This is a genomic window from Bacillus sp. 5B6 (genome assembly GCF_000259405.1).
Lineage (GTDB): Bacteria > Bacillota > Bacilli > Bacillales > Bacillaceae > Bacillus > Bacillus velezensis.
Genome location: NZ_AJST01000001.1, coordinates 2,680,871 through 2,698,559, shown reverse-complemented (window position 1 = coordinate 2,698,559; position 17,689 = coordinate 2,680,871). Strand labels below are relative to the sequence as shown.

The window sequence follows — 17,689 nt, the reverse complement described above, 5'->3', positions numbered from 1 at the left end:
AAAACACTCGAAAAATGAAATCGACATATAAATGTTAAGCATAGGGAAGGGGAACTTTCATGAAAAACAAAAGGTCCGTAAAACAAGATGTGCCTCTTATTATCGCCGCCTCGGTTTTGGCCAGCAGTCTGTTTGTCGTTCTTGTCGTCATCGGTTTTCAATGGCAGAACATTTAAAGAAAGAGAGCAGCTCGTAAAAGAAAGAAGGGAAGTAAATGATTCAAATCGATCCGAGAAGCTCAACTCCGATTTATGAGCAGATCATACAGCAACTGAAAGAGCTTTGTTTAAAAGGGATCATGAAGCCGGGGGATAAACTTCCTTCTGTCAGGGAATTGGCAACGATCATTATCGCCAATCCGAACACAGTCAGCAAAGCGTACAAGGAGCTCGAACGCGATGGTGTCATTGAAACGCTGAGGGGAAGAGGAACGTATATATCGGAGAATGCAAAAACGACATTGGTTGAAGGGAAGATGACGATGATAAAAGAGCAATTGAAACAGCTCATCATCGATGCCCATTACGCGGGAGTTGAGCTGGAGAAGCTGCAGGAATGGATAAAGGAAATCAGCGCTGATGTGAAAGGAGGCAAGGATCATGATTGAATTGCGGAATCTCTCAAAAACGATAGACGGTAAAGAAGTGCTCAAGGATATTTCGCTCACCATCGGAAAAGGGGAGATTTTCGGGCTGCTCGGGCGAAACGGATCAGGGAAAACAACACTGCTCCGGCTCATTCAGCAGATTCTGCTGCCGGATCAAGGGACGGTTTTATTTAATCAGGTGGAAATAAAGCGGCATCCGAAAGTAAAACAGAACATCATTTATATGCCTGTTGAAAATCCTTTTTATGACAAGTATACATATAAACAGCTTGTTGCGATTGTAAGCAGAATCTATCCGAATTTTGATGTGACTTACGCCAATGAGCTGATGAACAGATACGGCATTCCGGAAACGAAGAAATACCGTGAATTATCGACAGGCCTGAAAAAACAGCTTGCGCTCGTCCTTGCCTTTGCTTCACGCCCGGCACTTATTCTTTTGGATGAACCGACGGACGGAATTGACGCCGTAACGCGTCATGACGTGCTGCAGCTTATGGTGGATGAAGTGGCTGAACGGGAAACGAGCATTCTGATTACCTCACACCGTTTAGAAGATATTGAGCGAATGTGCAACCGGATCGGGTTTTTGGAAGGAAATCAGCTGACGAATGTGATGGACTTGGATGATATGAAGGAAGAGTACATGAAAATCCAAATGGCATTTGAAGAAAACGTCGCCTTGAAGATCAGAGAACAAAACATACCGATTCTCGACCATGCCGGTGTGTTTTATACGGTGCTGATCCAAAAGAACGATGAGAAGAAAAAGAACTTTCTGCAAGAGCTGCAACCGAAAGTATGGAACGAACTTCCTGTGAACTTAGAAGAAGTCTTCATCGCGAAGTTTGGAGGGAACCGGAGATGGTAGACAGGGGATTGCTGTACAGGGAATGGATGCAGAATCGAACTGTTCTTGTGATGGTCGGCATTTTTTTAGCGGCGGTCAATCCGTTTGAAGTGTTAAATACCTATCTGGTCTATCAAGGCTGTCTGGACACCCCGGAAGCATATTGTAACTTTTATGTGAATTCTTTGGATAGCGGAATGCTGAACTTGAACTGGGCGCCCGCTGTCATCTTAGCGGTTTGCTTATTCGGACTGGAGCGTACGAAAGGTACGATTGATACGCTTTTCAGTCTGCCTTATTCCCGCGCTCAGGTGTTTCACACTAAATTTTGGCTCGGGGCGGCGATCATTACCGGCGCTCAGGTGATCGGCTACGGGCTGGCTGAGCTGCTCATTCTTCTGTTAAAGCCTGAGCGCGTATATTTCTTTCACCATTACAGCGTCGGAGAGATTATTGTGAGTGTTTTGGCTTTTACATTGGTTGCGAGCGCGGGCTGCTTAACGGGGAATACGTTCGCCCAGCTGTTAACGGCGTTTACTGTGTCGATATCACCATACTTGATCATTACGTTGCCGTTGTCCAATGTAGAAGTCATCTTCGGAGCCGGCATGTATGAGCTGATGCCGTCAGTCGATGCTTATATCAAAGTATACAATCTTTTTCAATACTTGAATCCGATCATGTACATTGATACAGATTGGGTATCTGCCAGCAAGTATATATTAATCATCCCGGCAGTGATGAGCATTGTATTTTATGCCATCGGGTACTTTTGCTATGTCAGGCAGCCGGTGGAACGGAACGGCCGTTTTTTCCTCTGGAGACAGCTTGACCGGCCCATTCAGATTGTGGTGATCATAATCGCCGTTCTCGGTTTTGGCCTGGCGGGGTACTCGACTGGACATACGATGACAGGGTATGTGGCCGGGATGCTGGTCGGAGGAGCGATCGGATTTTTGGTCAGTTATTTTGTGATTTATAAAAAAACGAAGCATGTGTAAGAGAGGAGGACCGGAATGATACCGCGGGGATTGTTGTACACAGAATGGAAAAAAAATCAGTGGTTGTTTTTATGCAGCGGCATTCTTTTAATGGCGGCAAACCCTTTTATGGTTTATAACAACTACTCAACATATCAAGAATGTTTGAATAACCCAGCTCTTCAAGATTGTGAATTTGTTGTCAATTATACGAATGGGTCGCCTCTTTCCTTCAGCTGGAGTGTAAGTGTCATCATTGCTGTCTTCTTATTAGGCTTGGAACGGACAAAGGGAACGATGGATGCTTTGTTAAGCATGCCTTACAGCAGAGGCCAAATCTTTCAGACGAAATTTTGGCTCGGCGGGGCCGTCATTGTTGTTCCTCAGGCGTTAGGCTATGGAGCGGCGTCATTGCTGATATCTTTGCTGAAACCGAGCCATACGTACGATTTTGATCATTTTTCAATCGGAATGATTGTCATCAGTTTTATGGCTTACGCCTTGTTAATGGCATCCGGCGCATTAACGGGACAGATATTCGCCCAGCTGTTAACGGCGTTTACAGTAACGGTTCTGCCCTTTTTACTCATCGGTCTGCCGGCCGCGAATTTGGAGGTCGTTTTCGATTTTAGTGTCGGAGATCAATTTTCTTTTATCAGCAGTTATATCGAATCCCGTCTTTTTATATTTGTAACCCCTATTGGATATGTGTTTAACGACTGGATCAGAGAAAGGGATTTGGTTTTAATCATTCCGATTGTGATGAGCCTTGTCTTTTATCTGATCGGTTATGTCAGCTTTCTGAAACACCCGAATGAACGGAACGGCAGATTCTTTCTTTGGAGAAAATTGGACCGTCCGGTGCAGATCTTGGTGATTGCCTTTGCTGTTATGGGTTTCGGCGTTTTCGGATATGGGGTCACAGACACGATGTTCGGCTATTTAGCCGGCATTATCTTCGGCGCGGTTATCGGGTTTTTCATCAGTTATTTTACGGTTTACAGGAAGTCAAAGCATATGTAGATCTGTTTGAAAATGAGCAGTTTGGAGGAAGGCAAGGTGCCGATTAGCGGTTTGCTTTATAAAGAATGGAAGCAGCGGCAGACGCTGCTGCTTCTTACAGCGGGGTTCTTAGCTATTTTAGGCCCTTTGGCAATTATAAATGAGTATTTTCACTATAAGGATTGTTTGAGTGCGCTTCATCAATATTCAGGTTCAGTTTGTACGTTCAGTATTGATTACAGCAATCGGAATTTGATTGGGCTGCATTTCATTCCTCCGGTTATGATGGGGCTTTTTCTGATAAGAGGAGGCCGGGCTGAAAGGATGTTTACACTGAGTCTTCCGTATTCGAGAAGCCGGATATTTCATACGAAGTTTTTCTTGGGAGCAGCCGTGTTAGCCGGCTCGCAGTTTGTTTCTTACGGAGTATCTGACATATTGTTTCTAGCGCTTAAACCTGACGCTGTCCATCATTTTCAATCGTTCAGCGCAGGGATGCTGGTCATCAGCTTGATGATTTATGCATTAGTGACAGCTGCCGGCACGATAACGGGCAATTTAGCGGCGCAGCTGATCACAGCGTTCACGGTTTCCGTCTTTCCGATCGTGGTTATGACGATTTACCTGTTAAACGCTGAGTTCCTTTTTGGCAGGCAGGCTGTGCCGGATATTGATTTCCCTTGGAGCGGGTTTCTGATCTATTTCATGCCTGCCGCTTACATCCATATATCATGGATGTATTACATGAAACACGCATTGTTAATCTCCGCATTAATGGGATTTTGTTTCTATCTATTCGGCTATGCGAATTTCCTGAAAATGCCGAGTGAACGAAGCGGACATTTTATCCTAAGCAAACACATTGAACGCACCATTCAAGTGCTCGTCATGGTGCTCAGTATGCTGGGAAGTGCGGGGGTATGCGGATATGCTTATAACGGTTCGTATACCGGTTACATATTCGGCATGCTTCTCGGTGCGATTATCGGGTTTTTCATCAGTTATTACTTCATCTATAAAAAAACGAAACAGATATAAGGGGAGTGGTGTACGTGATAGAAGTACAGCATATTGATCATTCATTTAAAATCGGCAGGAAAGGCAGAGAGAGTGAGGTTCCGGTATTGAAGGATGTCTCTTTGACCGTTGAAAAAGGGGAAATCGCCTGTATCGTCGGGCGGAGCGGTTCCGGAAAATCAACACTTCTGAATTTAATATCCGGATACATAGCGCCGACGAAGGGCCGTATCGTCATTAACGGCACTGATGTGACGGGCTTCAGTGAAAAAGAGTGGGCGCAGTTCCGCCTCGGGCATTTCGGCTTTATTTTTCAAAGTTTTCAGCTCATTCCGAGTCTGACAACCTATGAAAATGTTGAAATGCCGCTTGCCTTAAAAGGCGTCAAACCGTCTGAACGCAAGCAGAAAGTCGCGGACATGCTGAAACGGGTCGGACTTGAGAATCATGCGAATCATTATCCGAATGAGCTGTCAGGCGGCCAGCAGCAGCGTGTCAGTATCGCAAGAGCGCTGATTTTAAATCCGTCAATTATTTTAGCTGATGAGCCGACGGGAAGCCTTGATTCAGAAACGGAACTTGAGGTGCTTGCATTAATTCAGCAGCTGAACCGGGAGCGCGGGATTACATTTGTCATCATTACGCATGACGATGAAGTCGCTTCGATCGCGCATTCAAAATTCCAGCTGCATGACGGTGTATTAAAAGGGGGCGTTACTGTTGAGATTTAAGGATCAGATTCACTTTATCAGAAGAAATATGAAGAAAAACCGGCTGCGTGTTTTCATGACGGTGCTGGCGACGACAATGGCGTGCGCGTTTTTAGTGGTGCTGGCTTCCGTCGGATTCGGCATCCAAAAAACGATTACAGACATTACGATGAGCCAGCAGATTGTTACGGAAATCAACGTACTCGGCCAAGAAAACGGAAAAGCCGTGAAGAAATCAGACTTGGAAAAGTATAAAAATGTCAAGTCTGTCGTTGAAAGAACACAAGTGTATGAACCGAATAAAGCGTCATTGGGAAACCGAACAAATGAAGATTCAGCCATTGTGCTGACAAACATGAACGATGAAGTCAAAGCCAATATGGAGCTTGATCAGGGAAGGGTCGCCCGCACAGAGAATGAAATCGTGGTCGGCTATGATTTTGCGAAGAACCTATTGACGAAAAAAGAGGCTGACGCTTACGACAAAGAGTTAAAGGATCACCAAGGCGACATGTCGGAGGTAAAAAAACCAAAAGGCTATACGAAAGACCTGCTTAATAAAACGATACAGCTGAGCATCTCCAAAACAAACAAAGACGGAGACGTTGAGAAAACGAAAACGTACGACTTTAAAGTAGTCGGAATTACAAAAAAACCGTCCCAAGATTGGATGGAGGATACAAATATTTTTGTGAGTAATCAATTCAAGAAAGACTTCTCGACATTCTTGGATCTGAAGAATGGAAATGCGGAAAAAAGCATCAATGTGTATGCGGACAAATTCGATCATGTCGATCAGCTTACCCATGACCTCACGGATGACGGCTTTTATGTCAGGTCTGTCACTACCGAGCTGAAGGGCGTCAACACCTTTTTCCTCGTCTTTAAAATCGGCCTGATCTTTGTCGGCTTTATCGCCGTCGTGATTTCTGCTATCGGTATTTTCAATACGATGACGATGGCGGTGACGGAACGAACGCAGGAAATCGGGATTATGAAAGCGATCGGCGCAAGCCCGTCCATCATCCGCAGAATGTTCCTGATGGAAAGCGCCTATATCGGGATATTAGGTTCTGTCATCGGGATTATCATTTCTTACGGAGTGAGTTTTGCCGTCAATCTGGCTGTGCCGGTTATTTTGAAAGCGGTAGGGGGAAATACCGGAGCTGAAGATCTTCATTATACCTTCTCCTATATCCCGCTCAGCCTCGTTGCGATCGCAGTTGTCATTTGTGCGGGGGTCGCGGTGATTTCCGGTATGAACCCGGCCCGCAAAGCGACAAAAACCAACGTTCTGACCGCATTAAGAAGAGAACTGTAAAGGAAAAAAGCCGGCTGGACATCAGCCGGTTTTTCCTCTATTTATCAGAAAAGGGCGGATACCATGTTTCACATTTTGTTAATAGAAGATGATAACACTTTATTTCACGAGATGAAAGAGAGATTAACGGGCTGGTCATTTGCGGTGCACGGAATAAAAGATTTCAGCCGGGTCATCCGGGAGTTTTCCGAAATTAAGCCTGATTTGGTGATTATTGATGTGCAGCTGCCGAAATTTGACGGCTTTCATTGGTGCAGAATGATACGCTCTCAATCAAACGTGCCGATTCTCTTTTTGTCCTCGCGCGATCATCCCGCGGATATGGTCATGTCAATGCAGCTCGGGGCAGATGATTTTATTCAGAAGCCTTTTCACTTTGATGTGTTAATCGCGAAAATACAGGCGGTGTTCCGCCGTGTGCATCAATACGGCACAGAACCGGCGCTGATGAAAAGATGGTGCGGGGCGGTCATTGACACAGAAACCAACACGGTCAGCCGTAAAAACGGTTCGGTCGAGCTGACCAAAAACGAAATGCTGATCTTAAAACTGCTGGCTGAGCAGAAAAATAAAATCGTCAGCCGGGAAGAACTCATCAGAAGCCTATGGAATGATGAGCGTTTCGTCAGTGATAATACGCTGACGGTGAATGTCAACCGGCTGCGGAAAAAACTCGAACAATTAGGCATCGGGAAAATGATTGAAACTAAGGTGGGGCAGGGATACATCGCAAAGGAAGAAGACGGTCTTTATGATTAAATCATTTCTGCTCGAAAGAAAAAGCTGGATTGCGATGTTTCTTTTTCAGCAGGCTGTGCTCCTTTTTGCGGCATATATTGATCCGTCTATTCCGTTTCTTTCAGTGCTGTATTTCGTTTACCTGTCGCTCCTTGTGTTTCTTGTATTTCTCTTGTTTCGCTATCGTAAAGAGACCGCCTATTATAAAAGCTTAAGAGAGTGGGACGCCAATTTAGACATGTCTTATCTTAAAGCGCCTGAAAGTCCGTTTGAGTCTATCGTTGAAGAAAGCATTGAAGGGCAGACAGAGCAGTTAAGAAAAAGCTCACTTCATCTTCAGGCGGCTTCAGAGCATGAAAAGGACGATCTGATGTCATGGATTCACGAGGTCAAAACACCGCTGACAGCGATGCATCTCATGATTGAGCGTCTTGATGAACAGCCGCTGAAAGCCCCTTTGCTGTATGAATGGCTGCGGATTCACCATCTTCTGGACCAGCAGCTTCATCAGAAACGATTGTCCTTTATTGAAAATGATTTATCATTCCAGCGCATTCAGCTCAGACCGCTCGTTTTCAAAGAAATTAAAAATCTGCAATCATGGTGTATACAAAAAGGGATCGGGTTCGACATTCAGCTCGATTCACCGGACGTTCTCAGTGACGGAAAATGGCTTTCCTTCATCATCAGGCAGCTGTTAAGCAATGCCGTCAAATACAGTGAGGCGGATGACATTACCGTAAAAAGCTATGAACAAAACGGCCGGGTGCACGTGGATATTGAAGACCGCGGTATCGGCATCGAGCCCAAAGATCTTCCGCGCATTTTTGAAAAGGGATTTACCTCGACGCGAATGAGGCGAGATCACGCGTCAACGGGGATGGGCCTGTATTTGGCTCGAAAAGCTGCGGCTCCTCTTCTCATCCAGATCAGCGTGCGCTCTGAGCCGGAAAGCGGCACGGTTTTTACCTTGGTGTTTCCGAAACAGAACGATGCCGTCAGCATGTTCAGCGTGTGACAAAAGTGTCACATGCTTTTCTCTTTTGTTCGCTTAATCAAACGAAAAAAACGGCTTCTGTTTTTAAAATAAAGATAACCAATGTAAAAGGAGAATCATAACGCGATGATTTTAGAAGCAGGCAATATCCAAAAAAGCTACGGAAACAAGCTGAATAAACAAGAGGTGCTGAAAGGAATTGATCTTCAGATTCACAAAGGGGAATTCGTCAGCATTATGGGCCCGTCGGGATCAGGGAAAACGACCCTTTTGAATGTGCTTTCCTCCATTGATAAAGTGAGCGCGGGCACCATTAAACTGAATGAGACGGAGATTACATCCATGAAAGAAAAACAGCTTGCCGAATTCAGAAAACGGCATCTCGGCTTTATTTTTCAGGATTATAATTTATTGGACACGCTGACCGTGAAGGAAAACATACTCCTGCCGTTATCCATTACGAAAATGTCTAAGAAAGAGGCGGACCTGCGATTTGCCGAGACAGCAGAGGAGCTTGGGATCTATGATTTGAGACATAAGTATCCGAGTGAAATTTCCGGCGGGCAAAAACAGCGGACGTCTGCCGCAAGAGCTGTTATTCACGAACCGGGCATTATTTTTGCTGATGAGCCGACCGGAGCGCTCGATTCAAAGGCTGCCATGGATTTACTGAATAAACTCAGCCGTCTGAATCAAAAACGCCGCGCCACCATTGTGATGGTGACGCATGATCCGGTTGCCGCCAGCTATTCCGGACGTGTGGTTTTCATTAAAGACGGCCGTGTGTATACACAGCTGAATAAAGGCGGCCAGGACAGACCGGACTTTTTTCAGGATATTATGAAAACGCAAAGTGTATTGGGCGGGGTTCAGGCATGAGTATTCATCATTTGATCTTCCAGAACCTGAAAAAGAATATGAAAAACTATTACCTTTACGTTTTTGCGCTGGTGTTCAGCGCCGCCCTTTATTTCGCATTTGTCACGATGCAATACGATCCGGCGCTTGATGAAATGAAAAGCTCCATAAAAGGAGCGGCGGCAATCCGGGCCGCCTCTGTACTGCTTGTGGCGATCGTGTCGGTATTTCTTTTATACGCCAACACCATTTTTATTAAACGGCGCGGCCGGGAAATCGGCTTATTCCGATTAATCGGCATGACGAAAATGCACATTTTCCGCATACTCAGCACAGAAAATTTCATTTTGTATTTCGGATCGATTTGGATCGGTATTTTTGCCGGCTTTTCTCTCTCGAAATTATGTATGATGATGCTGTTTCATACAGTCGGTGTGAAAGCCTCTGTCTCACTGTTTTTTTCAAGCAAGGCGCTCGTTCAGACGTTAATTGTGTTCGGGGCAATTTACCTGCTGATTATGATGATGAATTACTTATTTATTAAACGGCAAAGCATTTTGTCTTTATTTAAAACCGCGTCATCGTCAGAAAGCGGCATAAGACGGCTCTCTTGGGTGCAGATGGCGATCGGCGTTGTCGGTATTGCGGCCATTATCGCCGGCTATGCCGTGTCCGCGGATTTATTCGGAGGCAGTTTTACGAGCATGAATGAACTGTTTTCGGCCATGGTGTTTATTCTCGGCTCGGTCATTATCGGAACTTATCTGTTTTATAAAGGTTCGGTCAGCTTTCTGGCAAATCTCATCCGAAAATCAAAAGGCGGGTATCTGAATGTCAGTGAAGTGCTGTCTTTGTCATCCATCATGTTCCGGATGAAGTCAAACGCCGTGCTGCTGACGATTATTACGACTCTTTCGGCGCTGGCAATCGGTTTGCTGTCTCTAAGCTATATCTCGTACTATTCCGCGGAAAAATCGGCTGAGCAAAATACAGCCGCGGACTTTGCGTTTGATAACCAAAAGGAGACTGACTCATTTACCGCTTTATTGAAGAAAAACGGAATTGAACACAAAGTGAAAACAATCAAGACCATTCAAGCCGGTGTCAATATGAAGAACATCATAAACGGCGACATGAAAAGCTTTCAACAAGACCCGTCCAGCTTGGCGCTGCCGATTATAAGCGAGAAAGACGCAGAAGGGACGGAGCTTTCTGACGGAGAAGCCGTGTTTACCGGATATAATGATATGATGAAAAGATTTCTCGACCTGAAAACGTCAGGTTCCATTGATATAAACAGCAAAACGGATAAAATACCGCTGGCGTATAAGGGCTTGAAGAACGACTTCCTCCTGTCATATACATTTACAAGCGGAGGGCTGCCGACCGTTATCGTCACGCAGCAGGTATTTGATCGGATCGAGAAAGATATCGACCCGTCCATTCAGGGAAAATCAAATCGGTTTTTCGGCATTACACTCAAACGTGAAGAGGACATCCAAAAAGCTGATGGTCTGTTTCAGGCGCAGCACTATTCAGACGGCGCGCTTTCGCAATTTGAAACGGCTGACACTCAAAAGAAAAACATGGGGCTGATCATGTTTATTGTCGGCTTTTTGGGATTGACCTTTCTGATCACCTCAGGCTGTATCCTTTATTTTAAACAAATGGGCGAGTGTGAGGATGAGAAGGCTGATTACACGATATTGCGGAAGCTCGGCTTCACAACGGGAGATCTGCTGAAAGGCATCCGCCGGAAGCAGGCGTATCATTTCGGGATTCCGCTCGTTCTAGGGCTGTTCCATAGCTATTTTGCCGTTCAGTCAGGATGGTTTTTATTCGGAACGGAAGTGTGGACGCCGATGATCATCGTCATGGCGCTGTATACGCTGCTGTACTCCATCTTCGGCATGCTGTCGGTGCTATACTATAAAAAGGTCATTCAATCCGCCTTGTAAAACAAGTTGAGGAGCCTCCGCATAAGCGGAGGCTTTTTTTGTATGAATAGAAGAAAGCGATTTTTAAAAGAATAGACATACGTCATTTTTTCGCGCGGGGGAGCCTTATGCAGAAGTATTTTCAATTGAAACCTGAAACAGGGGCTTTTCATCTTTTTTCCAAGGAACACATTTTCACGCTGTTGATCATCGGATTGCTGGGGGCGGGCGTGATCGTATTCCGGAAAAAGCTTAACCACGGCCGGTCGAATTGCGTTTTCCGCTATGTACTGTTCATTCTCCTTGCCGTGTCGCAGATCAGCTATCATATATGGCTGCTATGTCATCATGCCTGGTCGCTGAAAACAGCTCTGCCGCTGCAGCTGAGCGACCTTTCCGTCTATTTGGCGATGCTGATGGTCATGACAAAAAGCAAAAAACTGTTCGCCTTCCTCTATTTTGCCGGTTTGGGCAGCGCCATACAGGCGATGGCAACACCTGACTTAGGGGCGTATTCTTTCCCTCATTTTCGGTACATCGTGTTTTTCGTCTCCCACGGCTGTGTTTTTCTTACCTGTCTATTCATGGCTGCTTCAGAAAGGTACAGGCCGTCGGCGTGCGGGCTGTGGGTATCGGTGCTGATCGTAAATCTGTACGGGGCGTGTGTCTTTTTTATTGATCGTGTGCTGAATGCAAATTACCTATATTTAATGAAAAAACCGAAGACCGCTTCGCTTCTGAACGTATTCGGACCTTGGCCGTGGTATCTTCTATCAATGGAAGCGGCGGTGATATTGAGCTTTTTCATTCTGTATATTCCGTTTTGGCTGCTGAGGAAAAGAGCGTGAGGCCGGCCTGTTTTTGCGAATCCAATCATTTGTAATTTTTTCAACATTCCGGCATTATTTTTTTCAGATTCTGATGTTGAAAAAAGACGTCCGCGGCGATAGAATGAATGTGCTATGATAACGTGTTCGATACGGAGCCGCGGCTTGCGGTTTCCGTTTTTTCATGGGGTTTTTTATAGAGAGAGGGGGGATCGGTATGCCGCGCGCTTTGAAGATATTAATCATCGGAATGTTTATCAATGTGACGGGCGCATCTTTTTTGTGGCCGCTGAATACGATCTATATTCATAATCATTTAGGGAAATCGCTGACTGTTGCGGGGATTGTTCTGATGCTGAATTCCGGGGCCAGTGTGGCGGGGAATTTATGCGGCGGATTTTTGTTTGATAAAATCGGCGGATTCAAATCCATTATGCTGGGCATTATGATCACATTGGCTAGTCTTCTCGGACTCGTTCTGTTTCACCAATGGCCCGTATACATTTGGCTGCTCACCATTGTCGGCTTCGGTTCAGGTATCGTGTTTCCGGCCAGTTACGCCATGGCGGGAGCGGTATGGAAAGAAGGCGGGCGGAGAGCTTTTAATGCGATCTATGTAGCTCAGAACGCAGGTGTCGCCGTGGGCTCGGCACTCGGCGGGATGGTTGCGGCGTACTCGTTTACGTACGTGTTTTTAGCCAATGCTTTGCTGTATGTGCTGTTTTTCCTTATCGTATTTTTCGGGTTTCGAAATATCAAAACCGGAAATGCGAGTCAGGTCTCTGTTCTGGACTACGAGCCTGTCAGCAGCAGAACGAAATTTACGGCGCTTCTCATATTGAGCGGCGGGTATGTTCTCGGGTGGATTGCCTATTCGCAGTGGTCCACAACCGTTGCGTCACATACTCAAAGCATCGGTATGCCGCTTTCATTATACAGTGTGCTCTGGACCGTAAACGGAATATTAATTGTCGCCGGACAGCCTCTCATAGGAGCTGTTCTGAAAAAATGGTCCGGTGCGTTAAAAACGCAGATGGTCATCGGCTTTTGTATTTTTATCGTCTCGTTCGGCGTGCTTCTCAGCGCCAAGCAATTTCCGATGTACCTCACCGCAATGGTGATTTTAACCGTCGGAGAAATGCTTGTCTGGCCTGCCGTGCCTACCATTGCCAATCAGCTTGCGCCTAAGGGGAAAGAAGGGTTTTACCAAGGATTCGTCAACAGTGCGGCGACGGGCGGCAGAATGATCGGGCCGCTCCTTGGCGGCGTGCTGGTTGATCAGTACGGAATGAGCGTGCTGCTGTTGATCCTGATGGTGCTTCTTGTTGTCAGCATCGCAGCGACGGTGCTGTACGACAAACGCTTGAAAACCGTTAATAAACAAAACGTCCAAGTGCGATGACGACATAAAAGAATCCCGCTGTTTCGGCGGGATTTTTTTGTTTATACGACCGGAAGCACGTTGACCGCGTCCTTAACGTTTAAATATGTCTTTAATGAAGAAAAGCTGGCATCAAGCTGATTCATTCTCATGGCGAGGGAAGGCTTGATCCCGGTGATAATCAATTCCGTGCCGATTAATTTAAGCAGATGGTGCAATTTGAAAATCCGGTCTGCGGTCTGTTCGTTTACCTCGGCCAGACCTGATAAGTCTATAATTAAGTAATCATCTTTAGATGCGGTTAATATGTCCGTCAAAGTTGTCACGATTGAATCAAATCGTTCTTCCGTTAAGTTTCCCACTAACGGCAAAGCGGAGATGCCGTTTCGGATCGGAACAATCGGCGTTGACAGCGTCGTGATTTCTGCGAGGGAATCCTCAAGGAGTTTTTCGTATTCTTTCTGCTCTGTGATGTCTTTTTGAAAACCGACAAAATAGAGCTTGTCTTCAACATACAGAGGATCAATGTTGAGTTCATTCCAAAACGGGGTGCCGTCTTTTTTGACGTTTTTCAGCCTCACCGTGATCTTTTCTTTCTGGTTTAAGCTCTTTCTGATTTTCGCGACTTCTTGACGGTCGGTTTCTTTGCTTTGCAGAAATCTGCAGTTCTTACCTAATATCTCTTCGGAAGAGTAGCCTGTCATATCCATAAATCCCTGATTTGTATATATGATGGGATTGTCCTCAAGAGAGGGGTCTGTAATCACCACGCCGATGCGTGCGTGATCAAGCGCCTTTTTGATAAGCTCCAGCTGCTCCAGTTTTCCGAATACATTTGAGTCAGCCATGTAAAACCCCCTTTTGGCCGTAAAGCTGTGCGCTTTTTCAGCCGTTGTTTCTCCCCTTTTTAAATGAATCTACAGTAACCGTAGCATAACATATGTTCTGATTCAAGCAGCCGAAGTTTGCAATTTGTCATTCGGGCTTGTCCTCATATACACTGAATATATAAGGGGAAGGCACATCATCGCTAAGTAAGTGACTAGGTCATTGTCACTGGGTGAAAAATGAATCTAATGCATCAAGCTTACCGATCATGTGTTCACATATAATGGAAGAAACAAGCTTTTTACTTTCCTGCTCAATCGCCGGTATGTAGATATCGAATATCATCGTATTCGTAAGGGGGCTGGATGGCCTGAAGTCGCTTTACTAAATAAGGGCTTTAGGAAGGTGATGAAGATGCTGCATCAGGTAATAATTGCTTGTGTAATTGGAGGCATCATGGGGGTTCTCGGTCATGTGAAAAAGAGAGGCAGGCTGGAGAAACCCAGAATGACAAAGCGGTTTATCTATCTCGGTTTTTTGGAAGATGGTTTTATCGGAATGGCTGCTTCCATCTTACTTGTCTTATCCGCTGACCCCGATTCAGGAATTCAACTCGTCATCTTATCCATAATCGCAGGCTACGGCGGAGAAGCTGTTCTCAGGAGCTTTGATTTTGTCAGAGAACAAAACAGTGATTCGGCCGAAGCAAAACCACACCAGCAAAAAAATCCTCCATCAAAATAATATCCCCGCTCATGACCCGTTCCGGGTACATTCCCATTGTATACAAACCTGCTTGCACTTATGAACAGAATTCTATAAAATACAGGTAAGATTACGGTAGCGATAAGAACAGTGAAGAGGAGCAGTAAGAAGCAGATTTTGCAATCAGAGAGTTGACGGCCGGTGCAAGTCAATCAAGTCTGTTTCCGAACTCGCCTCAGAGTTGCAGCGGCAAAACCGCTGACGCATAACTGCGTTAAAAGTATCAAGTGAGTGCGGCTTAAAACCGCGCTAACGAGGGTGGTACCGCGGGAAATAAAAATCTCTCGTCCCTTTTTGGGATGAGGGAGTTTTTTTTAGTTTTAGAATAATCTGAATATAATCTTTCTCATCCCGTCAATACTTGGACTACATACGCCGTATTCAATCAGAAGGAGGTTTTTACGTTGAGTTTTCAGCACGAAAAAATAGAAAAGAAATGGCAGAATTACTGGTTGGATCATAAAACGTTCGCCGTCAGTGAAGAGAATGACAAGCCGAAGTTTTACGCGCTTGACATGTTTCCGTATCCTTCAGGAGCCGGCCTTCATGTCGGACATCCGGAAGGCTATACGGCAACCGATATCCTTTCGCGCATGAGACGCATGCAAGGATACAACGTGCTTCATCCGATGGGATGGGACGCATTCGGGCTTCCTGCTGAGCAATACGCGCTTGACACGGGGAATGATCCGGCTGAGTTCACAAAACAAAATATAGATAATTTCCGCCGCCAGATTCAATCGCTCGGATTTTCTTATGACTGGGATCGTGAAATCAATACGACTGATCCGGACTATTACAAGTGGACGCAGTGGATCTTCACCAAGCTGTACGAAAAAGGGCTCGCTTACGTAGACGAAGTGCCGGTCAACTGGTGCCCGGCGCTCGGAACGGTGCTTGCGAACGAAGAGGTCATTGACGGCAAAAGCGAGCGGGGCGGCCATCCGGTTGAACGCCGCCCGATGAGACAATGGATGCTGAAAATCACCGCTTATGCGGACAGGCTTCTTGAAGATTTAGAAGAACTTGACTGGCCGGAAAGCATTAAAGACATGCAGCGCAACTGGATCGGACGCTCAGAAGGCGCAAACGTGCATTTCGCGATCGACGGCACTGATGACACGTTTACGGTGTTTACGACAAGACCGGACACGCTGTTCGGCGCGGCTTATGCCGTACTGGCTCCTGAGCATGAGCTTGTGGAGGCCATCACGACACCTGAACAAAAAGAAGCGGTAGACGCTTATGTTAAAGAAGTTCAGGCGAAAAGTGATCTGGAACGGACGGATCTTGCGAAAACAAAAACGGGCGTCTTCACGGGCGCATATGCCGTAAACCCTGCAAACGGAGAAAAGCTGCCGATCTGGATAGCGGATTATGTCCTCGCCTCTTACGGAACGGGCGCTGTAATGGCCGTGCCGGCGCATGACGAACGTGATTTTGAATTCGCCAAAGTGTTCAGCCTGCCTGTCAAAGAAGTCGTAAAAGGCGGAAACACGGAAGAAGAAGCGTACACGGGAGACGGAGAGCATGTCAATTCCGGCTTTCTGAACGGACTGAATAAAGCGGAAGCGATTGAAAAAATGATCGCCTGGCTTGAAGAAACGAAAAACGGTGAGAAAAAAGTGACATACCGTCTGCGTGATTGGCTGTTCAGCCGCCAGCGCTATTGGGGCGAGCCGATTCCGGTTATTCATTGGGAAGACGGCACGTCAACAGCCGTTCCTGCGGAAGAGCTGCCGCTGATTCTGCCGAAAACCGATGAGATCAAACCGAGCGGAACAGGTGAATCACCGCTTGCCAACATTAAAGAGTGGGTGGAAGTCACTGATCCTGAAACGGGCAAAAAAGGCAGAAGAGAAACGAACACGATGCCGCAATGGGCGGGAAGCTGCTGGTATTTCCTCCGCTTTATCGACCCGAAAAATCCGGATCAGCTCGCATCACCTGAGAAACTGGATAAATGGCTGCCTGTTGATATTTACATTGGAGGAGCGGAGCATGCCGTGCTTCACCTTCTGTACGCGCGTTTCTGGCATAAATTCCTCTACGACATCGGTGTCGTGCCGACGAAAGAACCGTTCCAAAAGCTGTATAACCAAGGAATGATTCTCGGGGAAAATAATGAAAAAATGAGTAAATCCCGCGGAAACGTCGTCAATCCGGATGAAATTGTGGCGTCTCACGGAGCAGATACGCTCCGCCTGTACGAAATGTTTATGGGACCGCTTGATGCATCTATCGCCTGGTCTGAATCAGGTCTTGACGGAGCGCGCCGCTTCCTTGACCGCGTATGGCGTTTGTTTATCGAGGAAAACGGCGAACTGACGGGCAAAGTGACAGAAGGCGCGGGCGAAACTCTTGAGCGCGTCTATCATGAAACGGTCATGAAAGTGACAGAAAACTTCGAAGCCCTTCGTTTTAACACGGGCATTTCTCAGCTGATGGTCTTCATTAATGAAGCTTACAAAGCGAATGAACTGCCGAAAGACTATATCGAAGGTTTTGTGAAGCTGCTTTCTCCTATTGCGCCGCATTTGGCCGAAGAACTGTGGGAAAAACTCGGCCACGAAGGTTCGATTGCATACGAGGCTTGGCCTGCTTATGACGAATCAAAACTGGTGGACGATGAAGTGGAAATCGTCGTACAGCTGAACGGAAAAGTAAAAGCGAAATTAATGGTTCCGGCTGATGCTGATAAAGCAGCGTTAGAACAGCTCGCACAAGCTGACGAAAAAGTAAAAGAGCAGCTTGAAGGAAAAACGATCCGAAAAATCATTGCCGTACCGGGCAAGCTTGTCAATATCGTGGCAAACTGACCGGACGAAGCCCCTCTCCTACAGAGAGGGGCTTTTTTATCAGGCCTCTATC

Annotated in this window: 16 protein-coding genes and 1 other annotated feature; of the genes, 15 read left to right on the top strand and 1 reads right to left on the bottom strand. The window is 46.2% G+C overall.

Going from position 1 to position 17,689, the window contains the following annotated elements; all coding sequences use genetic code 11:
* Nucleotides 1-214 precede the first annotated feature (214 nt).
* The 13 genes from ytrA (at nucleotide 215) to MY7_RS12575 (ending at nucleotide 13,246) form a co-directional block, all read left to right on the top strand.
* Nucleotides 215-607, top strand: coding sequence for a GntR family transcriptional regulator YtrA (gene ytrA / locus MY7_RS12635; protein WP_003152275.1), 393 nt, complete (start codon nucleotides 215-217; stop codon nucleotides 605-607).
* Nucleotides 600-1,478 carry an ABC transporter ATP-binding protein gene (locus tag MY7_RS12630; RefSeq protein ID WP_007613240.1) on the top strand — a complete coding sequence of 293 codons (879 nt, stop codon included), beginning with the start codon at nucleotides 600-602 and terminating at the stop codon, nucleotides 1,476-1,478. Before ytrA ends, MY7_RS12630 begins: the two co-directional genes overlap by 8 nt.
* Complete coding sequence (locus tag MY7_RS12625; protein ID WP_007613239.1) at nucleotides 1,472-2,458, top strand: ABC transporter permease subunit; 987 nt, start codon at nucleotides 1,472-1,474, stop codon at nucleotides 2,456-2,458. Before MY7_RS12630 ends, MY7_RS12625 begins: the two co-directional genes overlap by 7 nt.
* 15 nt (nucleotides 2,459-2,473) lie before the next feature.
* The gene (locus MY7_RS12620; RefSeq protein ID WP_007613236.1) at nucleotides 2,474-3,460 is read left to right on the top strand and encodes an ABC transporter permease; all 987 of its coding nucleotides are present in this window, start codon (nucleotides 2,474-2,476) and stop codon (nucleotides 3,458-3,460) included.
* Nucleotides 3,461-3,496: 36 nt separating this feature from the next.
* A complete protein-coding gene (locus tag MY7_RS12615; RefSeq protein ID WP_007613234.1) occupies nucleotides 3,497-4,477 on the top strand; it encodes a hypothetical protein in 981 nt (326 codons plus the stop codon).
* A gap of 14 nt (nucleotides 4,478-4,491) precedes the next feature.
* A complete protein-coding gene (locus MY7_RS12610) occupies nucleotides 4,492-5,187 on the top strand; it encodes an ABC transporter ATP-binding protein (protein WP_007408816.1) in 696 nt (231 codons plus the stop codon).
* Nucleotides 5,177-6,487, top strand: a complete 1,311-nt coding sequence (locus MY7_RS12605; protein WP_029326246.1) for an ABC transporter permease — start codon at nucleotides 5,177-5,179, stop codon at nucleotides 6,485-6,487. The genes MY7_RS12610 and MY7_RS12605 overlap by 11 nt, the downstream gene beginning before the upstream one ends.
* 63 nt (nucleotides 6,488-6,550) lie before the next feature.
* The gene (locus MY7_RS12600) at nucleotides 6,551-7,246 is read left to right on the top strand and encodes a response regulator transcription factor (protein ID WP_007613229.1); all 696 of its coding nucleotides are present in this window, start codon (nucleotides 6,551-6,553) and stop codon (nucleotides 7,244-7,246) included.
* Entirely contained in the window at nucleotides 7,239-8,243 is a 1,005-nt protein-coding gene (locus MY7_RS12595; RefSeq protein ID WP_007613228.1) for a sensor histidine kinase, read from the top strand. The genes MY7_RS12600 and MY7_RS12595 overlap by 8 nt, the downstream gene beginning before the upstream one ends.
* Before the next feature lie 105 nt (nucleotides 8,244-8,348).
* A complete protein-coding gene (locus tag MY7_RS12590) occupies nucleotides 8,349-9,101 on the top strand; it encodes an ABC transporter ATP-binding protein (RefSeq protein ID WP_007613227.1) in 753 nt (250 codons plus the stop codon).
* On the top strand, nucleotides 9,098-11,038 hold the full coding sequence (locus tag MY7_RS12585) for an FtsX-like permease family protein (RefSeq protein WP_007613226.1): 1,941 nt from the start codon (nucleotides 9,098-9,100) through the stop codon (nucleotides 11,036-11,038). Before MY7_RS12590 ends, MY7_RS12585 begins: the two co-directional genes overlap by 4 nt.
* Nucleotides 11,039-11,145: 107 nt before the next feature.
* Entirely contained in the window at nucleotides 11,146-11,865 is a 720-nt protein-coding gene (locus MY7_RS12580; protein WP_007613225.1) for a YwaF family protein, read from the top strand.
* 196 nt (nucleotides 11,866-12,061) lie between these two features.
* Nucleotides 12,062-13,246: an MDR family MFS transporter gene (locus tag MY7_RS12575; RefSeq protein WP_007613224.1), complete on the top strand. Its 1,185-nt coding sequence runs from the start codon at nucleotides 12,062-12,064 to the stop codon at nucleotides 13,244-13,246.
* A gap of 41 nt (nucleotides 13,247-13,287) precedes the next feature.
* On the opposite strand, the gene MY7_RS12570 is transcribed toward MY7_RS12575, so the two are convergent.
* A complete protein-coding gene (locus tag MY7_RS12570; RefSeq protein WP_007613218.1) occupies nucleotides 13,288-14,073 on the bottom strand; it encodes a PAS domain-containing protein in 786 nt (261 codons plus the stop codon).
* A 388-nt stretch (nucleotides 14,074-14,461) separates the two neighbouring features.
* On the opposite strand from MY7_RS12570, the gene MY7_RS12565 reads away from it, so the two are divergent.
* Together MY7_RS12565 and leuS are read left to right on the top strand one after the other, a co-directional pair.
* A complete protein-coding gene (locus MY7_RS12565; protein ID WP_015418038.1) occupies nucleotides 14,462-14,797 on the top strand; it encodes a DUF4257 domain-containing protein in 336 nt (111 codons plus the stop codon).
* A 102-nt stretch (nucleotides 14,798-14,899) separates the two neighbouring features.
* Nucleotides 14,900-15,113: a binding site (T-box leader), on the top strand.
* A 109-nt stretch (nucleotides 15,114-15,222) separates the two neighbouring features.
* A complete protein-coding gene (gene leuS / locus MY7_RS12560) occupies nucleotides 15,223-17,637 on the top strand; it encodes a leucine--tRNA ligase (protein WP_007613214.1) in 2,415 nt (804 codons plus the stop codon).
* Nucleotides 17,638-17,689: the final 52 nt, after the last annotated feature.

Excerpts from the sequence above, each read along its gene's own strand:
- MY7_RS12625 (WP_007613239.1), top strand. The coding sequence starts at position 1,472 with ATGGTAGACAGGGGATTGCTGTACAGGGAATGGATGCAGAATCGAACT.
- MY7_RS12580 (WP_007613225.1), top strand. The coding sequence starts at position 11,146 with ATGCAGAAGTATTTTCAATTGAAACCTGAAACAGGGGCTTTTCATCTT.
- MY7_RS12575 (WP_007613224.1), top strand. The coding sequence starts at position 12,062 with ATGCCGCGCGCTTTGAAGATATTAATCATCGGAATGTTTATCAATGTG.
- MY7_RS12620 (WP_007613236.1), top strand. The coding sequence starts at position 2,474 with ATGATACCGCGGGGATTGTTGTACACAGAATGGAAAAAAAATCAGTGG.
- MY7_RS12565 (WP_015418038.1), top strand. The coding sequence starts at position 14,462 with ATGAAGATGCTGCATCAGGTAATAATTGCTTGTGTAATTGGAGGCATC.
- MY7_RS12600 (WP_007613229.1), top strand. The coding sequence starts at position 6,551 with ATGTTTCACATTTTGTTAATAGAAGATGATAACACTTTATTTCACGAG.
- MY7_RS12595 (WP_007613228.1), top strand. The coding sequence starts at position 7,239 with ATGATTAAATCATTTCTGCTCGAAAGAAAAAGCTGGATTGCGATGTTT.
- ytrA (WP_003152275.1), top strand. The coding sequence starts at position 215 with ATGATTCAAATCGATCCGAGAAGCTCAACTCCGATTTATGAGCAGATC.
- MY7_RS12570 (WP_007613218.1), bottom strand. The coding sequence starts at position 14,073 with ATGGCTGACTCAAATGTATTCGGAAAACTGGAGCAGCTGGAGCTTATC.
- MY7_RS12590 (WP_007613227.1), top strand. The coding sequence starts at position 8,349 with ATGATTTTAGAAGCAGGCAATATCCAAAAAAGCTACGGAAACAAGCTG.
- MY7_RS12585 (WP_007613226.1), top strand. The coding sequence starts at position 9,098 with ATGAGTATTCATCATTTGATCTTCCAGAACCTGAAAAAGAATATGAAA.
- MY7_RS12630 (WP_007613240.1), top strand. The coding sequence starts at position 600 with ATGATTGAATTGCGGAATCTCTCAAAAACGATAGACGGTAAAGAAGTG.